This is a genomic window from Clostridium saccharoperbutylacetonicum N1-4(HMT) (assembly GCF_000340885.1).
Lineage (GTDB): Bacteria > Bacillota > Clostridia > Clostridiales > Clostridiaceae > Clostridium > Clostridium saccharoperbutylacetonicum.
The window spans coordinates 3079284-3095351 of record NC_020291.1 but is presented as its reverse complement, the minus strand read 5'-3'; the positions used below and the strand labels follow the sequence as shown (position 1 = coordinate 3095351).

The following is a 16068-nucleotide window of genomic DNA, read 5'->3' as shown; positions in this document are numbered from 1 at the left end:
ATTGTCAATGACAATTGAACATTTATACAATTATTTAATTATTTCCTACAGGTAACTTAAATTTAAATTTTGTTCTTATATTGGGTATACTTTCAACATCAAATTCACCATTATATTTTTTTACTATTATATCATGAGAAATACTTAGTCCAACGCCAGTAGCACTACCAACTTCTTTAGTTGTAAAAAATGGGTTAAAGATTTTGCTTATAATATTATCTTCTATTCCTGGCCCATCATCACTTATTGTGCAACATACCATATTGTTTTCTCTATAAGTTTCTATAATTATTTCTCCATCAAATCTATTTTGACTGCTTATTGCTTGAAGTGAATTTGTAATCAAATTTAAAATAACTTGTCCAATCTGACTCTTATTGCAAAATATATTAGGAATTCCTCCATAATTTTTCTTTATTATAGCTACTCTTTTCAAATCATTATTTAAAAGCAATACAGCTTCATCAATAATCATATTCAAGTCATTTAAGACCATTTCATCTTCAAATCCTGTTTTTGCAAAACTTTGAAGACTTCCTACTATCTTTGAAACACGGTCTACCCCATCAGTTGAATCTTTAATTATTTCTCCAATTTCACTTATAACAAAATCAATCTTCAATTGTTTCTCTATATCTCTTATTCGAGATATCTTTTCATTAATATCTCTATCTTCCACGAGCGTTTTTTGTTTACTAATAAACGTTCTATATTCTTCAATCATGGTTTGTATTCTAGGAACAAATTTTGCCAAGGTTTCTAAATTACTACCAAGGTATCCTAATGGATTATTAATTTCGTGAGCAACTCCAGCTGCAAGTTCTCCAATTGCAGCCATTTTTTCTTTTTGAATAACATGAAATTGAGTATCCTTTAAAGTTTTATTAAGTTCCAAAAGTTCTTTATTCTGCTTCTTTATCCTATCAAACATTTCTTTTAACATTAATGCATTATTTCTTGTTTTTACGGCTGCTTTAAATCTAGCAAAAAACTCTATTTTATTTATTGGTTTATTTACATAATCATCTGCACCATTTTCAAAACAACTTTTAAAACTCTTACTATCAGTTAGTGATGTAAGCATAATAACTTGAATATTGTTATAATCTTGATTTTTTCTTATTTGCTTTAAAACATCAATTCCAGTCATTTTAGGCATTACAATATCTAAAAATACTATGTCAAAATTCTTTTCCTTCATCAATCCCTCAACTTCTATTGGGTCATTACAAAGAGTAACTTCACATTCTATTCCAGATTTTTGTATAAATTCATTTGCAACTGTAAGGTTAAATCTATCATCATCAACAACAAGTATTTTCATATTAAAACACTCCTTAACTACACATTTTAATCATAAAGATTTTTTCTTCATATCTATAGGTAGTGAAATAATAAATGTCGTACCTTCTCCTAAGATGCTGTCTACTTCTATAGATCCACAATGTTTTTTTACTATTATGTCATAAGAAATACTTAAGCCAAGACCTGTTCCAATTCCAATTGGCTTAGTTGTAAAGAAAGGATTAAAAATATTATTAAGATTTTCTTTTGAAATCCCAATTCCATTATCACTAATTTTACATTTTACATAATTATTTTCACAATAAGTGTGAATTTTAATTATGCCTTGAATCCCTTTTGTCTTAATTGCGTGTGCTGCATTTACTAATAAATTTAATATCACTTGATTAATTTCACCATTAATTGCCTTAATTATTGGTATTTCTTCAAGTTGTTTTTCAACTTGTGCATAATACTTTATTTCATTATTAGCAATTGTGAGAGTTGAGTTTATATTACTATTTAAATCACAATCTCCAAGCTTAGACGATGCTGCTCCTCTTGCAAATCCCAAAAGGCTCTTTACAATATTTTCAATTCTTCCAATTCCTTCTTCACTATCTAATACAATATCATCCATATCTTCAAAAACAAGTTTTAATTTATTTTTCTTTTTAAACTCAATAGCATCTTTAAAAATTTCCATATATATGTCTTCATAATGCTCTTCTAATTCTTTTTCCGCATCATTTGACAATTCTAAGAACTTTTTCACTTTATTTATATAGCTTTCCAAGGTGTTAATATTACTTTTAACAAACCCCAATGGATTGTTAATTTCATGTGCTATACCTGCTGAAAGTTGTCCAATTGTAGCCATTTTCTCTTGACTAGCTATTTGAGCTTTCATTTTTTCAATACTTTCAGCATACTCACAATTAGTTTTCTCCATCAAAGCCTTATCTTTTTCAAATTCCGTATAAGCAAAGTTAACCGACTCCAAAAAAGTTTTAAATGCTTCTGGAATCTCTTCTTCACCTACGTAATTTGCTAATTGCTCTTCTAATAATTTATGATAATCAGCCATTGGTAATACTCCTCTCCATAAATTTAATTGTCATGGTTTGGCTTTGAAAATTCAGTAACACTTTATGTAAACTTCAACTTCTCATTGCTAAAAAAAACAACCTATAATCATTTATCATTTCAAAATCCTATATTTAAGAGGATTGTCTTAATATTTTAATAACAATCCTCTTTATTACCAGAACAACTATCTAGTTACACACTTCATACTTATAATATCCCATGTAATTGTAAAATATCTTTAAGTTTTATCTCAAAACTCTTTTTTTCCATTCCTAATTCAGTGAATACATTTTCATTTAGATTCATATAGTTTTTTTCTCCAAGTGTATCCCAAGCATACCTTTCAGCAATATGTGTAACATATACAACTCTTTTATTGATGATATTTTCATCAAGAGGATTATGATGATACATTGTTGCTTCAATGATAGGAAAAGGCATATCCCATAGTTTTAACAAGTATCCCCCAATTTCCTGATGATTTGTACCAAAACAGTTATTCTCCAATGCTATTAAATCACCTTTTTTATTATCAACTTCCTGTAAAATTTCTTCATATTTGTCATGAAAATTATACATCATAAAAGCCATGCCTATATTATTTAATAGACCTACATTCATTTCAGTTTCCGGAATTTTTTCATTCAAAAACTCTGTATATATATAACTAATAATTCTATTAGCTATAAATGATTGTTTCCATAAAGTCTTCAATAGTTCTTTTTCAGCTGATTCAAACCCCAAACTATCAATAAAAGCTGATGAAATCACTATATTTTTAAAATTATCTAATCCAAGAAATGCAACAGCTCTTCTAATTGATCCAGTTTTTACCGCATAATGTGAAGAATTTATAATATGTAGTAATTTCATCGCAATGGAATTATCACCTTCTAAAGCTTCTACTACTTTATTAACCCCTTGATTAGTTTCTATTTCATCAATGATTTTTTTATACAATTCTTTAATTGTTGGGAGTTCTTCTACACTCTTTATTAATTTAAGTACATTTTTATTATTTTTTAATGCATATTCTGTTTTGAACACATTATTTACAGTTTCAATAAGTGTAGTGTTTTCCCAAGGTTTTAAAATATATAATTTAGCTATGTTTTTTTGTAATGAATCAAATATAATTCTTTCCTCTGCAAACCCACTAAGAATTATACGCACTATATGTGGGAACCTCTTTTTAACCTCACTCAATAACTGATATCCAGTCATATTAGGCATTCTCATATCACTTACTATTAAATCAATTTCTTCATTTTCAAGAATTTCCAATGCTTCCTTACCACTTTCAGCTAATAATATCTCATAATCTGTATCCATGAAAAGTCTCTTAAATGATTTTAATATTTTAACCTCATCATCAACAAAAAGAATCCTCTTTTGCATTAAATCCCCTCCTATTATCCATAGCTTTATCAATGTTTATATATTATTTTACTTATTCTACATATAAATCTACTTTCCTTTTTTTATTTCTAAATAATACATATTTACTCCATATATTACATTAGAAATTTTAAGTTTATATATTTCAGCTTACTTATCAACCAGATCTATAATTAAAAAGAGCATCATAAATAATTCTACTTACCAGTGATGCCCTAATTCTTATTAATATTTTCACTATTTTCTAATAAGTAACTATTTTACGACTTCATAATATTTAAATCATCGCATAAACAAATTTAGTTGTTATTGATATGTTTGAATAACACTTCTGAATTTGAAGAAATATGTTCTATGGTAGCTGATACCTCTTCCAAAGATGCAGCTTGTGTAGTAGATATTTCTCCCAGCTCATTTATTGTATCGATTATTTCCTTCATACTATCACTCATGTCAGCAAGTGCTGCTGAAATTTTCTTAGAAGATTCTCCACTATCTAAAGCTAATTTTCTCATTTCACCAGCAACAACTGAAAACCCCTTTCCATACTCACCAGCTCTAGAAGATTCAATAGCAGCATTTAATCCAAGAAGATTTGATTGCTTAGCAATACTTTCAATTAGGGTTACAGCTTGACTACTTTCGTCTATTAACTTTTCTGTAGCTTTCGTATTATCAACCATATAATTTAATTTTTCAGATAGCTTCACAGCACTACTAGCAATTTCTGAAACTGTGGAATTTGTTTCTTTTAGTGAATTATTCAATTCTTCTGTAGATGACAGAATATTCCTATATTCTTCTGTATTAGTATTAATACCTAGCATCCCAACTACTTCGCTTTTTTCATTTAAAATTGGGATTATTATTGACTTTGTATCTACACCATGAATTTCTTTTTTCAATAAAGTATTTAACACTTTTTTGTTTTTGAATACAACTTCTTCAATTCCAGACTTTTTAAGTATCTCCCTGTCTAATATTTTACCCTTTTCTGTAGCTGCTTTTGTTTCTGTCCCATCTGAACTATATAAACATGTCTCCTTATCACAAATTACAATGGCAGATTTTTCATCAAATATTTTCTTTATTACTGGTGCTACTTCAATCATAGATTCTAAAACTTTCTCCATTTCTATACCCCTCCATACTTTATGATTGCTCATAAATATTATTTCATTTGATTACTATTAATATATTTATTATATCATAATTTTCAAAATATTTAATATATTTCATCTATTGATAAATGTTTAATATTATAAAATTATGGTATTTTTAAGTTGGAATAACCTATTATTAGTGATAAAATACCATTATGGTAATATAATGGTTTACAAGCCAAATAAGAGCAAAACGAATATAGGGGGACGTCTAAATGATAAATAAAAAATTAAGCAAAACTTTAGGGCCAATTCTTGGTATTATGGGCTTCATGCTAGCAATTGGAGTAATGGAATCACCAGTTTTCGCAGACACTTCCACTACTTCACAAATTAGTAATGTAACGACTCAAGCAGCTGTCACTTCTACACAAAATAATGATTATTATATAAATATTAACAAAGTTGTAACCCAAAATGGTATTAAAGTTACTTTAGATAAAGCTTTAGCAAGTAAGCATAACATAAAAGCAATAATTAAAATTGAAAGTGATAAGCCTTTTGATAAATCAAGCTATAGCGATTCCATTTATGAGTTAACCTATGATAACGATTTTGATTGTCGTAGCGATAATGTTTCAAAAAAATATATTGATGACAAGACAATGATTATAACCCTAGAAAAAGATAATTATAAAAATGAATATTCTCCAAAAGGAAATATTAGAGTTGATGTTGCCCTCTCAAAGTATAAGGTGAACATCGGAATCGAATCTCCTGTCGATTTTACAGATTCCTTTAAAAATGTATTTGAGAAAAAGATATCAGGTAAAATACCTGGCTTTAATTATACTTTAAATTCTATTGAAGCTGATGTTATTGGTACAAAGATTAATTATACTGAACCTAAATGGGATGAGGCTAAAAGTTCTAACGAGGATTCTATTTGGAATTCAATAATGCTATTAAAATTAGGTGATAAGTATTACAAAATTGATTCAAATGGTAACTATTCAGGATCTAGTGATACTCTAATGGGAAATTATAAAACTAATCTTGCAACCTATGATTTGGTTAAAGATGAAAAAAATATTAGTATAATACCTTTAATTTCTTATATGACAACGGATGATTTTAAAGATGTAGATAAAAATTCTCATGATTTAGATTCAACAACTACTAAAGATAAAAAAAACAATGTAAATTATCCAAAAGATTATAAGTTCTCTGATGAAACAAAGGGTGAAATATACAAAATAGAACGAACTAATGGACTTTTAAAAGTCTATTTAAAAGGTTCGTCTGAAAAAGAAAGCTTACTTATGGCTAATAGTATGTTTATACATTATACCTACGCAAAAGATGAAAAAAATCATACCTATATTAATAATAACGATATTGTTTTATACAAAGATTCAAATGAAGCATTAGGTTACATTGTAGAAATTAAAGATCCTGAAAAAGATAGAGAATTAAATATAAATTTAGATGATAGTATAAGACTTATTGATAAATATAAATTAGAAAATGAAATTAAGCTTACTGATTAATATTCATTATTTATCATTTACCTTTCTAGATAAAAATTAACACATTAAACTACTAAAAGCGAGGAGATTATATGATTAATAAGAAAATAAATAAATTATTAAGTTCCGTTTTAGGAATTGCTTTAACTATTGGATTTACACAAATGCCAGTTCTTGCTGCAGAAAATACACAAACTACTTCTGTTTTCAGTGCAACTTCAAACTTATCGGCTAATAAAAACTATATTGTAGGTAGTAACAACAGCTACGAAAAAAATGGACTAAAAATATCAATAGATAGTGCTATAGCAACAAAACATAAATTAAAGGTAGTAATTTTAATAAAAGGCCAGACTCCTATTAGTAATCAAATTAGTAAATTTGCCGATATTATATTGTCCTATGGAAATAATAAATCTAATAGAAGCAGTACATCCTATAGAAATATTGATGACAATACCTTTATGATTACTATGCAAAAAGATACCGATAAAGATGTCTTCCCTGAAAAAGGGCCATTAAGAGTAGATATTGTAATACCTCAATATAAGATTAATGCAGGAATAGAAACAAATGTTGATTTTACTGAATCCTTTAAAAACACAATTGAAAAAGATTTATCTATTAATGTTCCAGAAATTGATTCTACAATTAAAAAATTAGAATCTAATGCATTAGGAACACAAATTACCTACAGCACACATGAACTTGATTCAAAAGATGATCTTAAGGAATTTTCACAAGTCGAAAATGCAAGATTAATCTTAAAAGCTGGCAGTAATATTTATGAATTGCTTCCTTCTGGTGGCTCTTCAGTTGATGGAGACAAGCATGATTATATAGGTACCTGTAATGCACAAGCCGCAACTTACGATAAAATAAAAAATCAAAATGGCTTAAGTGTATTGCCAATACTTTGTACTATGACAGATGATGAAAGAGAACAGATTTATAATGATTTAAATAAAAGTAAGGATAACAAGCATGATCAACTTAGTAAAGATATGACTGATAAAGTAAATTACACTAAATTCTTTACCTTTAACGATGGAACTGAAGGAGAAATTTACAATATTGACAGAACTGATAATAACTTAAAGGTTTATTGTAAAGGTGCAAATGAATTAGAAAGCTTACTCTTGGCAAGCACTATGCATATTCATTATAACTTGGATGAAGCACTAAAGACTCATGATTATTATCGTGGTAATAGTCAAATCAATATTTCTAAAGATCCGAAAGATTCCCTTGGATATATTGTAGCATTTAATGATGTAGATAAAGATAAAACTATAGAAGTAACTAATGAGCAAATGATTAAATACGTTGATAAATATAAGCTTGGAACCGAAGTACAATTAACTAAATAATACAAAAAGGCACTACGAAAACAAATTATTTGTAGTGCCTTTATAAGGAGGACGTATAAATGATTAATAAAAAATTAAGCAAAATTTTAGGTCCAGTTTTAGGTATTATAGGCTTCATGATGACAGTTGGAGTGATGGAATCATCAGTTTTTGCTGATACTTCTATAACTTCACAGATTAGTAATGTTACAACTCAGGCCGCTGTCACATATACACAAAACAAAGATTATTTTGTAAACATTAACAAAATTGCAAGTCAAAATGGTATTAAAGTTACTTTAGATAAAGCTTTAGCCACTAAACACAGCATAAAAGCAATAATAAAAATTGAAAGTACTACACCTTTTGACACTTCAAGTCATACTGATTCAATTTTTGCCTTAACATATGGCAATGATTTTAATTGTCGTACACGTGATATTTCAAGAAAATACATTAATAACAAAACTATGCTTATTACTCTAGAAAAAGATAATTACAAAGATGAATATCCATCAGCTGGGAATTTAAGAGTTGATATTGCCCTACCAGAACATAAAGTTAACCTTGGAATTGATGCACCTGTTGATTTTACAGATTCTTTTAAAAATGTCTTCGAACAAAAAGTTTCAGGCAAAATCCCAGAATTTAATTATACCTTAAATGAACTTGATGTTGATAATATTGGTTTAAGAGTTAATTACACTGAACCAAAAAGGGATGATTCAACTGACTATAGAGAAAATTCAATTTGGAATTCAATAATGCTATTAAAATTAGGTGATAAGCATTATAAAATCGACTCAAATGGTAACTACTCTACAAGTGGTGACATATTAATGGGTAATTATAAAACTAATTTAGTAACTTATGATATGGTTAAAGATGAAAAAAATATAAGTATCTTACCTATAATCTCTTATATTACAGAAAATGATTTTGACTATATTAATAAAATTTCTCAAGATCAAACTTCTACAACCACTAAAGATACCAAAAATAATGTAAACTATCCTAAAGACTATACTTTCTCTGATGGAACCAAAGGAGAAATATACAAAATAGAACGAAATAATGGACTTTTTAAAATCCATTTGAAGGGCGCATCTGAAAAAGAAAGCTTACTTATGGCAAGCAATATTTTTGCACATTATGCCTATGTAAAAGGTGAGAATAATGCTACCTATATTAATGGTAATGAGATTACTTTGTACAAAGATCCAAATGAAGCTTTAGGCTATATTGTAGAACTTAAAGATCCTGACAAAGACAGAGAACTGAATATAAATTTAGATGATAATATTATCCTTATAGATAAATATAAAATAGAAAATGAAATTAAGCTTACAGATTAATGATTATTAATTTATGAAAAATACCTTTAAGCTTTGTAATAAAAATAAATACATTAAATTATTAAAAGTGAGGCGATAATATGATTAATAGAAAAATAATTAAATTATTAAGTTCTGTCTTAGGAATAGCTTTAACGATTGGAATTTTAGAAATGCCTACTTTAGCAGCTGATAATGTACAAGCAACTTCTACTTATAATACTACTTCAACTTTAACAACTGATAAAAACTATATTGTTGGCACTGGCGGCAATTATGAAAAAAATGGAGTAAGAATATCAATAGATAGTGTAAAAGCAACTAAACACAAATTACAAGTAGAAGTTTCAATAAAATGTCCAACCCCAATGGATGATCATCACATGGATGAATTTGCAGATATTATTATGTCCTATGGAAATAATAAGTCTTCTAGAGGTAGTACATCATATGAAAATATTGATGGTAAAACACTAAAAATTACGTTTGAAAAAGATACAAGGAAAGATTACTTACCTGAAAAAGGTATATTGAGAATTGATGTTGTAATTCCTAAATACAAAATTAATGCGGGAATAGAAACTAATGTTGATTTTTCTGATTCCTTTAAGAATTCATTTGAAAAAGCTCTATCAATCGATGTACCAGATGCTAATTTTACAATTAAAAATTTAGAAACTAATATGTTAGGAACAGAGATTACCTATAGTGCACCTGAAAATCAATCTAAAGATGATAAGTATAGATTTTCACCTGCAGATACTACAAATTTGATATTAAAAGCCGGTAATAATTTTTATGAATTACGTCATTCTGGATATTCATCAGGAGGAGATATAAATAGTCGTATTATAACTGGCACTTGTGATTCTGAAGCTGCAACTTATGATAAATTGAAAACTCAAAGTAATTTAAGTATAATACCAATAATCTCAACTGTAACTGAGGATCAAAGAGAACAAATTTACAAAGATTTAAATAAAAACGTTAAACATGATCAACTCAGTAAAAATATTACTGATAAGGTTAATTATACTAAATTAATTACTTTTAATGATAAAACTGAAGGAGAAATCTATAATATAAATAGAACAGATACTACGTTAAAGGTTTATTGCAAAGGCACAAATGAATTAGAAAGTCTGCTTTTAGCAAGTAATATGAATATGTATTACAACTTTGACCAAACAGAAAATGTTCATGATTATTATCGTGGTAATAGACAAATTGATATTTCTAAAGACCCTAAAGACGCTCTTGGCTATATTGTCGAATTCAATAATGTTGACAAGGATAAAACTGTAGAAGTAAATTTTGATCCTATAATAAAATTTATTGATAAATATAAATTAGGAACTGAAATACAAATAAATAAATAAATAAATAATAATATTATGCCCTACAAATATTATGCTAAAAGCACATTATTTATAGGGCATTTTGTTATGAATTATAACTATTAATTTTCTTTACAAATTATTTCGTTCTGACTTTTAGTTTCTGTTTTTACAAAGGATAAAATTATTATTGTAATTATAATACATAAAGTCCCTAACCACTGCTCTATTCCAAGCTGTTCATGTAACCACAATACCCCTAGCAGAGCTGCTGACAAAGGTTCAGCTGAAGATAATATACTTGATTCTGTTGGTTTAATGTACTTTAAGCTTTCTAAAAAGCAGGTAAAAGCAATTAAAGTCCCAAAAATTATTACAAATACAACTGCTAATATGGATTCAATTGACCATTTCCCTTCACAAATCCAAGGTTGATGAATAAAACTAAACGCTATCCCCCCTACTAACATTCCCCACCCAACAATTAAAATTGATCCCCATTTTTCAAGAAGCTTACGTGGTTGTACAGTATAAAAAGCGGCTCCAAAGGCAGAACTTATTCCCCAAAACAAAGCTTGCTTAGAAATAGCTATAGTAGTAAGATTTCCTTTTGTAATAATAAGAAATGTACCTAACATAGCTAAAAGAATAGCAATCAACTCTTGAAGTTTTGGCATCTTTTTAGTACCGAAAGCCAAATAGCAAGTAATTATCACCGGAGATAAATATTGAAGTATTGTGGCAGTTGCAGCATTTCCATATTTTATTGCTGCAAAATATGTATATTGGACGCCTACCATTCCTATAATTCCAAATAATAAGAGATTCACTCTATCCTTTTTCACCTTCCATATTTCCAGAATATCTCTATTTCCTTTTATATAAGAAACTATCAATAATATTATTCCAGAAGCTAGTAAGCGAATAACAACAAGCCATTCTGGACTAAAAGCCTTTTTCTGAAATAAATATTGAGCAACTGTACCAGATACTCCCCACAACATTGCACCTATGATTACAAGGATAATTCCTTTTAACCTCAATTTATAATTCACTAGATTTCCACTCACTTTCTATAGAAATATTATAAACATAAAATTTTTTTACTAAAATGCTTGTAGTAACTTAGAAATATCGTCTATAATAATTGCAAATATATTGATTTATGTTATAAAATCTATATTAATTTTATTATTATATTTACGGGTTTACAATTAATATATTATCAAAAATTATAACTATATTAGCGAGGATAATTAATATGCAGGCAACAAGAATAGAAGTTAACGATAAATTACAAGAAACAGTAAAGCATGGTTCTTACGATTTTCCACTAGCTGTTTATACAGATAAATTTAATCTCTTCGAAGATGGCTATATTAGATGGCATTGGCATAAAGAGCTTCAATTTTCTTATTCACTTTTAGAAAAAGTAGTTGTTTTTATTGAAAATGAAAAAATAATCTTATCTCCTGGAGAAGGAATTTTTATAAATTCAAATATACTACACCAAATTAAACCTTATGATAACAACAATTGTATGATGTTTTCTATTGATTTTGATAGAACTTTAATTGGTGGAAGTGAAAAATCATTAATCGAAAAAAGATATATCACTCCTTTAATTGAAAGCAAAAATTTAAAATATATTTATTTAACACCTAATATTCATTGGCAAAAAAATATTTTAGATCAATTAAAATTAGTATTTGACTTATCTCATGAAAAAACCTATGCTTATGAATTAGAAATAAAAAGTCATTTATGCATTGTTTTGCTTAATTTAATTAAAGAACTAAAAGATAAAATTCACATATCACCTTCTCTTATATCGTATGATAACGAACGAGTAAAACTCGCTTTAGAATACGTACATAAACATTATTCAGAAGACATCTTTCTTGATAATATTGCTTCAGCAGCTAATATAAGTAAAAGTGAATGCTGTCGCTGTTTTAAAAGAGTTCTAAAAATTACCCCTTTTGAGTATCTAATGGAATATAGAATTTCAAGAGCCGCTGAATTACTACTAAAAAGTGATAAACCAATCTCTCAAATAGCATTTGAAGTAGGCTTTAATGGAATAAGTTACTTTGGAAAAATATTTAAAAAATATAGAAACTGTACCCCTTCAGAGTACAGAGAAAGATATTAAATCGTAAATATTGTTTTAATTGTTTCTAATGATATAATATATATATCTTGATGATAGCTCAACTATCATCATGTATTTGCATTGGAGGATAACATATGGAAAATATAAACCTTAAAGATGAATATTTTATTAAAGGAAATGATGTTGGATGCCTGCTAATACACGGATTCACCTCAACGCCAGCTGAATTAAGGGAATTAGGTGAAAATCTTATAGGTGAAGGCTATACCGTTTATGGTATGAGGCTTGCAGGTCATGGTACAACTGTAGAGGATTTTGAAATTTCAACACATGCTCATTGGATAAGTTCTGTTGTTCAAGCCTATAATAAGCTCAAGACTTCTTGCAGTAAAATATATGTAATTGGCCATTCTATGGGAGGTGTTTTATCTTTAATCCTTGGTGAAAACTACCATGTTGATAAGCTTGTATTGTTAGCACCGGCTCTAATGACTAAAGATAAAAGAGCTATGTTTATTCCATTATTAAAACATTTTATGAAATATACTGAATGGCCTCCAAGTGAACGCCCTGAAGAGGAATCAAAATATTTATTAGGTTACAATAAAATACCATTATCCTGTGTTCATGAATTAAGTAAACTTCAAAAAATCGCACGAACTGATTTAAATAAGATCGCTAAGCCTTTGCTAATAATTCATTCAGAAAAGGATAATTCAATTAATGAAAAAGGCGTTGAAGTAATAAAGGAAAATGTAACTTCAAAACAAATTAAAGATGTATGTCTAAGAAAATGTGGACATAATATAACAATAGAATGTGAAAAAGAAGCAGTATTTGAGGAAGTAGTCAAATTTCTTAAATAGCAAAAGTTTATTTAAACTTTAAAAGTCCCAGTAAGTTTATTCCATAAAAACTTTACTGGGATTAATATTTTATTGATATATTTATTCTAAATTTTCAACAACATCAGATGCATTAAAGGTCTTCTTTAAAAGTCCCTTCTTTGTAAGCCAATCAATATTATCCTGCCAAACCTTTGTATCTTGTGATAAAAATTTAGCATCTTTAGTTTCCATAACAGGAATTAAAGTTTTGAAGCTCTTCTTTTCTACATTTTCGCTAAGTGGAAAATTTTCTGCATTTTGGTTTTTCATTAATAGCTTAAGGACTTCATCTGGATTAGCTTTCATATCTTCAAAGCCTTTCCTTGAAGCTTTTAAAAATCTCTTTATTTTATCTGAATTTTTATCAAGGTTGTTTTCTCCTGCAACAAAAACTAATTCATAGTAGTTTGGCACACCATAATCTGCTGGTGAAAAATAATTCATTTGAAACCCTTGTTCCTCTAAAGCAGGAAGTTCATGATTGATAAAACCACCAATAGTTGCATCTACATTTCCTGTTGTCATTGAATTCATAATATCAAAACCTACATCTACTGTAGTAGCAGAATCTTTTTTAGCTCCTACATTTTCAAGCATTGTGCCAATAATAGCCTCAGATAGTTCTGTTCCAGCATAACCTATTTTCTTGCCAACAAGATCTTTAGGACTCTTAATATTCTTGTCTTTTAATGAAAGTACTATATTTAAAGGTGATTGAACTATAGTCCCTACTGCCTTTACTGGAATACCTTCATTACCTCTTGCCATTGCAACATCTTGTAAATAATAAATTCCCAGATCAGCTTTTCCTGCTGCTGTAAGCGCTATTGCATCATTAGTGTTTGAAGGAAATTGTATATTTACCTTTAAGCCCTCTTTTTCATAATATCCTTTTTCAATTGCATCATAAATAAATCCATGGACTGCATTAGGATACCAATCAAGTACAACACTTACCTCTTCAAGAGGTTTATTTTTATCTGCCTCCTGTTTATTTTCAGCCTTGTTACAACCTACTATTGTAAAAGCTGTTAAACATGACATAACTAATGCTAAAATTCTTTTTTTCATTTGTTAAATCTCCTTTCTCCATTTTGTCATTCTTTTTTCAATTATATTAATTATTGCAACAATAATCATTGCTGCTATTGAAAGCAATACAATAGGTGCAAAAACACCTGCACCGTCTAGCTGGCTCATCATTCTTTTGCTAAAATACCCTAACCCACTTTGTGCTCCAAGCCATTCAGCTATTGCTGCACCAATAATACTTAATGGCACTGCCATTTTTATTGCAGAAAAGAAGGCTGGAAGCGCTGTTGGTATTTTTAGCTTTATAAAAATATCCATTTTACTTGCACCATAAGTTATTAATAATTCTTCCATTTCTCTTTTAGTTGACTTAAAACCATCATAAACTGAAATTGTTATTGGAAAAAAAGTTATTAATATTGTTACCAAAACTTTTCCCCATATACTATATCCAAACCATAGTACAAATAAAGGTGCAATAGCTGTTGTTGGTATGGTTTGAGATGCTATTATAATTGGATATAAGGCATTTTCTATATTTTCATTCAAATCCATCACTATAGCCAAAGCCAATCCGAAAATTACAGAAATAAACAGTCCTAGAATCGTTACTCCCATTGTTGCTGGTAAATGTACCATAAATAAAGGTTCTCTAAGCAACCATAACTTTGCTAATATTTGTGTTGGTGACGGCAATATATAATGTGCATTTATGATAACAGCAATTCCTTGCCACATTCCAAGAATGACTAATATTACTATTATAGCTGGCAGGTTTTTCTTCATAATTTCACCTTCTGTCTAAGTCTTTCTATAAGGTCTTCTTTTAATTGCATAATTTGTGTTTTTTGCAGGAAGCTTCTGTTTCTAGGATATTCAAGAGGCACTTCAATTTTTTCTAAATGAGTTATTGGACTATCATGAATTACAAATATAGCTTTAGAAAGAAAAACAGCTTCTTCAACATCATGAGTAATGAATAATATAGTTTTATTAAAATACCTCCATTCTTCTAATAGCCATTCTTGCATTGAAATTTTTGTTAATGAATCCAAAGCACTAAATGGCTCATCTAATAAAAGCAACTCTGAACCAGTTAGTATAGTTCTTGCAAAAGCAACTCTTTGCTTCATTCCTCCAGATAAATCCTTAGGGTATTTATCTTTGTAACCTAATAAACCAACTTCCTTAAGCATATCTAAAATTCTTTTTTCTCTTTCATTCTTATTAATTTTTTGAAGTTCCATTGGCAGGGAAAGATTTTCTCCTATAGTCCTCCAAGGAAAAAGTAAATCCTTTTGAGGCATGTATGCACTATAATTTTTCATATTTTCTATAGAATTCCCATTAACAAATATCTTTCCACCTTGAATTTTTTCCAATCCATTTATTAACCTAAAGATGGTACTTTTACCGCAGCCACTGGCACCTATAATAGAAATAAATTCACCTTTTTCTATTGAGAATGATAAATCTTTTATCATTGTATAATCATCTTCTGGATATTTAAAAGTAACATTATTAAATTCAAGCATTGTTCTCATCTCCTTATATACGACAAAAAAGCCTTCCATCACAAGGATAGAAAGCTTGAACTATTTCTTATAAAT

Annotated in this window: 14 protein-coding genes; 6 read left to right on the top strand and 8 right to left on the bottom strand. The window is 28.4% G+C overall.

Annotated features, from left to right (window positions below; genetic code table 11):
* Positions 1-34: 34 nt before the first annotated feature.
* From CSPA_RS13915 to CSPA_RS13900, 4 genes are all read right to left on the bottom strand, one after another.
* On the bottom strand, positions 35-1324 hold the full coding sequence (locus CSPA_RS13915; protein WP_015392940.1) for a response regulator: 1290 nt from the start codon (positions 1322-1324) through the stop codon (positions 35-37).
* A gap of 30 nt (positions 1325-1354) precedes the next feature.
* Positions 1355-2371 (bottom strand): sensor histidine kinase, encoded by a 1017-nt coding sequence (locus tag CSPA_RS13910; protein ID WP_015392939.1) that lies wholly within the window; start codon positions 2369-2371, stop codon positions 1355-1357.
* Between the two features lie 209 nt (positions 2372-2580).
* Positions 2581-3771: an HDOD domain-containing protein gene (locus tag CSPA_RS13905; protein ID WP_015392938.1), complete on the bottom strand. Its 1191-nt coding sequence runs from the start codon at positions 3769-3771 to the stop codon at positions 2581-2583.
* Positions 3772-4070: 299 nt separating this feature from the next.
* Complete coding sequence (locus tag CSPA_RS13900) at positions 4071-4904, bottom strand: methyl-accepting chemotaxis protein (RefSeq protein ID WP_015392937.1); 834 nt, start codon at positions 4902-4904, stop codon at positions 4071-4073.
* Positions 4905-5149: 245 nt separating this feature from the next.
* On the opposite strand from CSPA_RS13900, the gene CSPA_RS13895 reads away from it, so the two are divergent.
* From CSPA_RS13895 to CSPA_RS13880, 4 genes are all read left to right on the top strand, one after another.
* Entirely contained in the window at positions 5150-6424 is a 1275-nt protein-coding gene (locus CSPA_RS13895) for a DUF4179 domain-containing protein (protein WP_015392936.1), read from the top strand.
* Positions 6425-6495: 71 nt separating this feature from the next.
* A complete protein-coding gene (locus CSPA_RS13890; RefSeq protein WP_015392935.1) occupies positions 6496-7773 on the top strand; it encodes a hypothetical protein in 1278 nt (425 codons plus the stop codon).
* 59 nt (positions 7774-7832) lie between these two features.
* A complete protein-coding gene (locus CSPA_RS13885; protein ID WP_015392934.1) occupies positions 7833-9107 on the top strand; it encodes a DUF4179 domain-containing protein in 1275 nt (424 codons plus the stop codon).
* Positions 9108-9187: 80 nt separating this feature from the next.
* Positions 9188-10465, top strand: coding sequence for a hypothetical protein (locus CSPA_RS13880; protein ID WP_015392933.1), 1278 nt, complete (start codon positions 9188-9190; stop codon positions 10463-10465).
* 80 nt (positions 10466-10545) lie between these two features.
* Here CSPA_RS13880 and CSPA_RS13875 read toward each other — a convergent pair whose 3' ends face one another.
* Positions 10546-11478 carry a DMT family transporter gene (locus CSPA_RS13875; RefSeq protein WP_015392932.1) on the bottom strand — a complete coding sequence of 311 codons (933 nt, stop codon included), beginning with the start codon at positions 11476-11478 and terminating at the stop codon, positions 10546-10548.
* A 206-nt stretch (positions 11479-11684) separates the two neighbouring features.
* Between CSPA_RS13875 and CSPA_RS13870 the strand changes: the two genes are divergently transcribed.
* Together CSPA_RS13870 and CSPA_RS13865 are read left to right on the top strand one after the other, a co-directional pair.
* Positions 11685-12578 carry a helix-turn-helix domain-containing protein gene (locus CSPA_RS13870; protein WP_015392931.1) on the top strand — a complete coding sequence of 298 codons (894 nt, stop codon included), beginning with the start codon at positions 11685-11687 and terminating at the stop codon, positions 12576-12578.
* 95 nt (positions 12579-12673) lie between these two features.
* Positions 12674-13405, top strand: a complete 732-nt coding sequence (locus tag CSPA_RS13865) for an alpha/beta hydrolase (RefSeq protein WP_015392930.1) — start codon at positions 12674-12676, stop codon at positions 13403-13405.
* 81 nt (positions 13406-13486) lie between these two features.
* Here CSPA_RS13865 and CSPA_RS13860 read toward each other — a convergent pair whose 3' ends face one another.
* The 3 genes from CSPA_RS13860 to CSPA_RS13850 are packed head-to-tail and all read right to left on the bottom strand — an operon-like array spanning position 13487 to position 15993.
* The gene (locus tag CSPA_RS13860) at positions 13487-14497 is read right to left on the bottom strand and encodes an ABC transporter substrate-binding protein (RefSeq protein ID WP_015392929.1); all 1011 of its coding nucleotides are present in this window, start codon (positions 14495-14497) and stop codon (positions 13487-13489) included.
* A 3-nt stretch (positions 14498-14500) separates the two neighbouring features.
* Positions 14501-15244, bottom strand: a complete 744-nt coding sequence (locus CSPA_RS13855; RefSeq protein WP_015392928.1) for an ABC transporter permease — start codon at positions 15242-15244, stop codon at positions 14501-14503.
* On the bottom strand, positions 15241-15993 hold the full coding sequence (locus CSPA_RS13850) for an ABC transporter ATP-binding protein (protein WP_015392927.1): 753 nt from the start codon (positions 15991-15993) through the stop codon (positions 15241-15243). The genes CSPA_RS13855 and CSPA_RS13850 overlap by 4 nt, the downstream gene beginning before the upstream one ends.
* Positions 15994-16068: the final 75 nt, after the last annotated feature.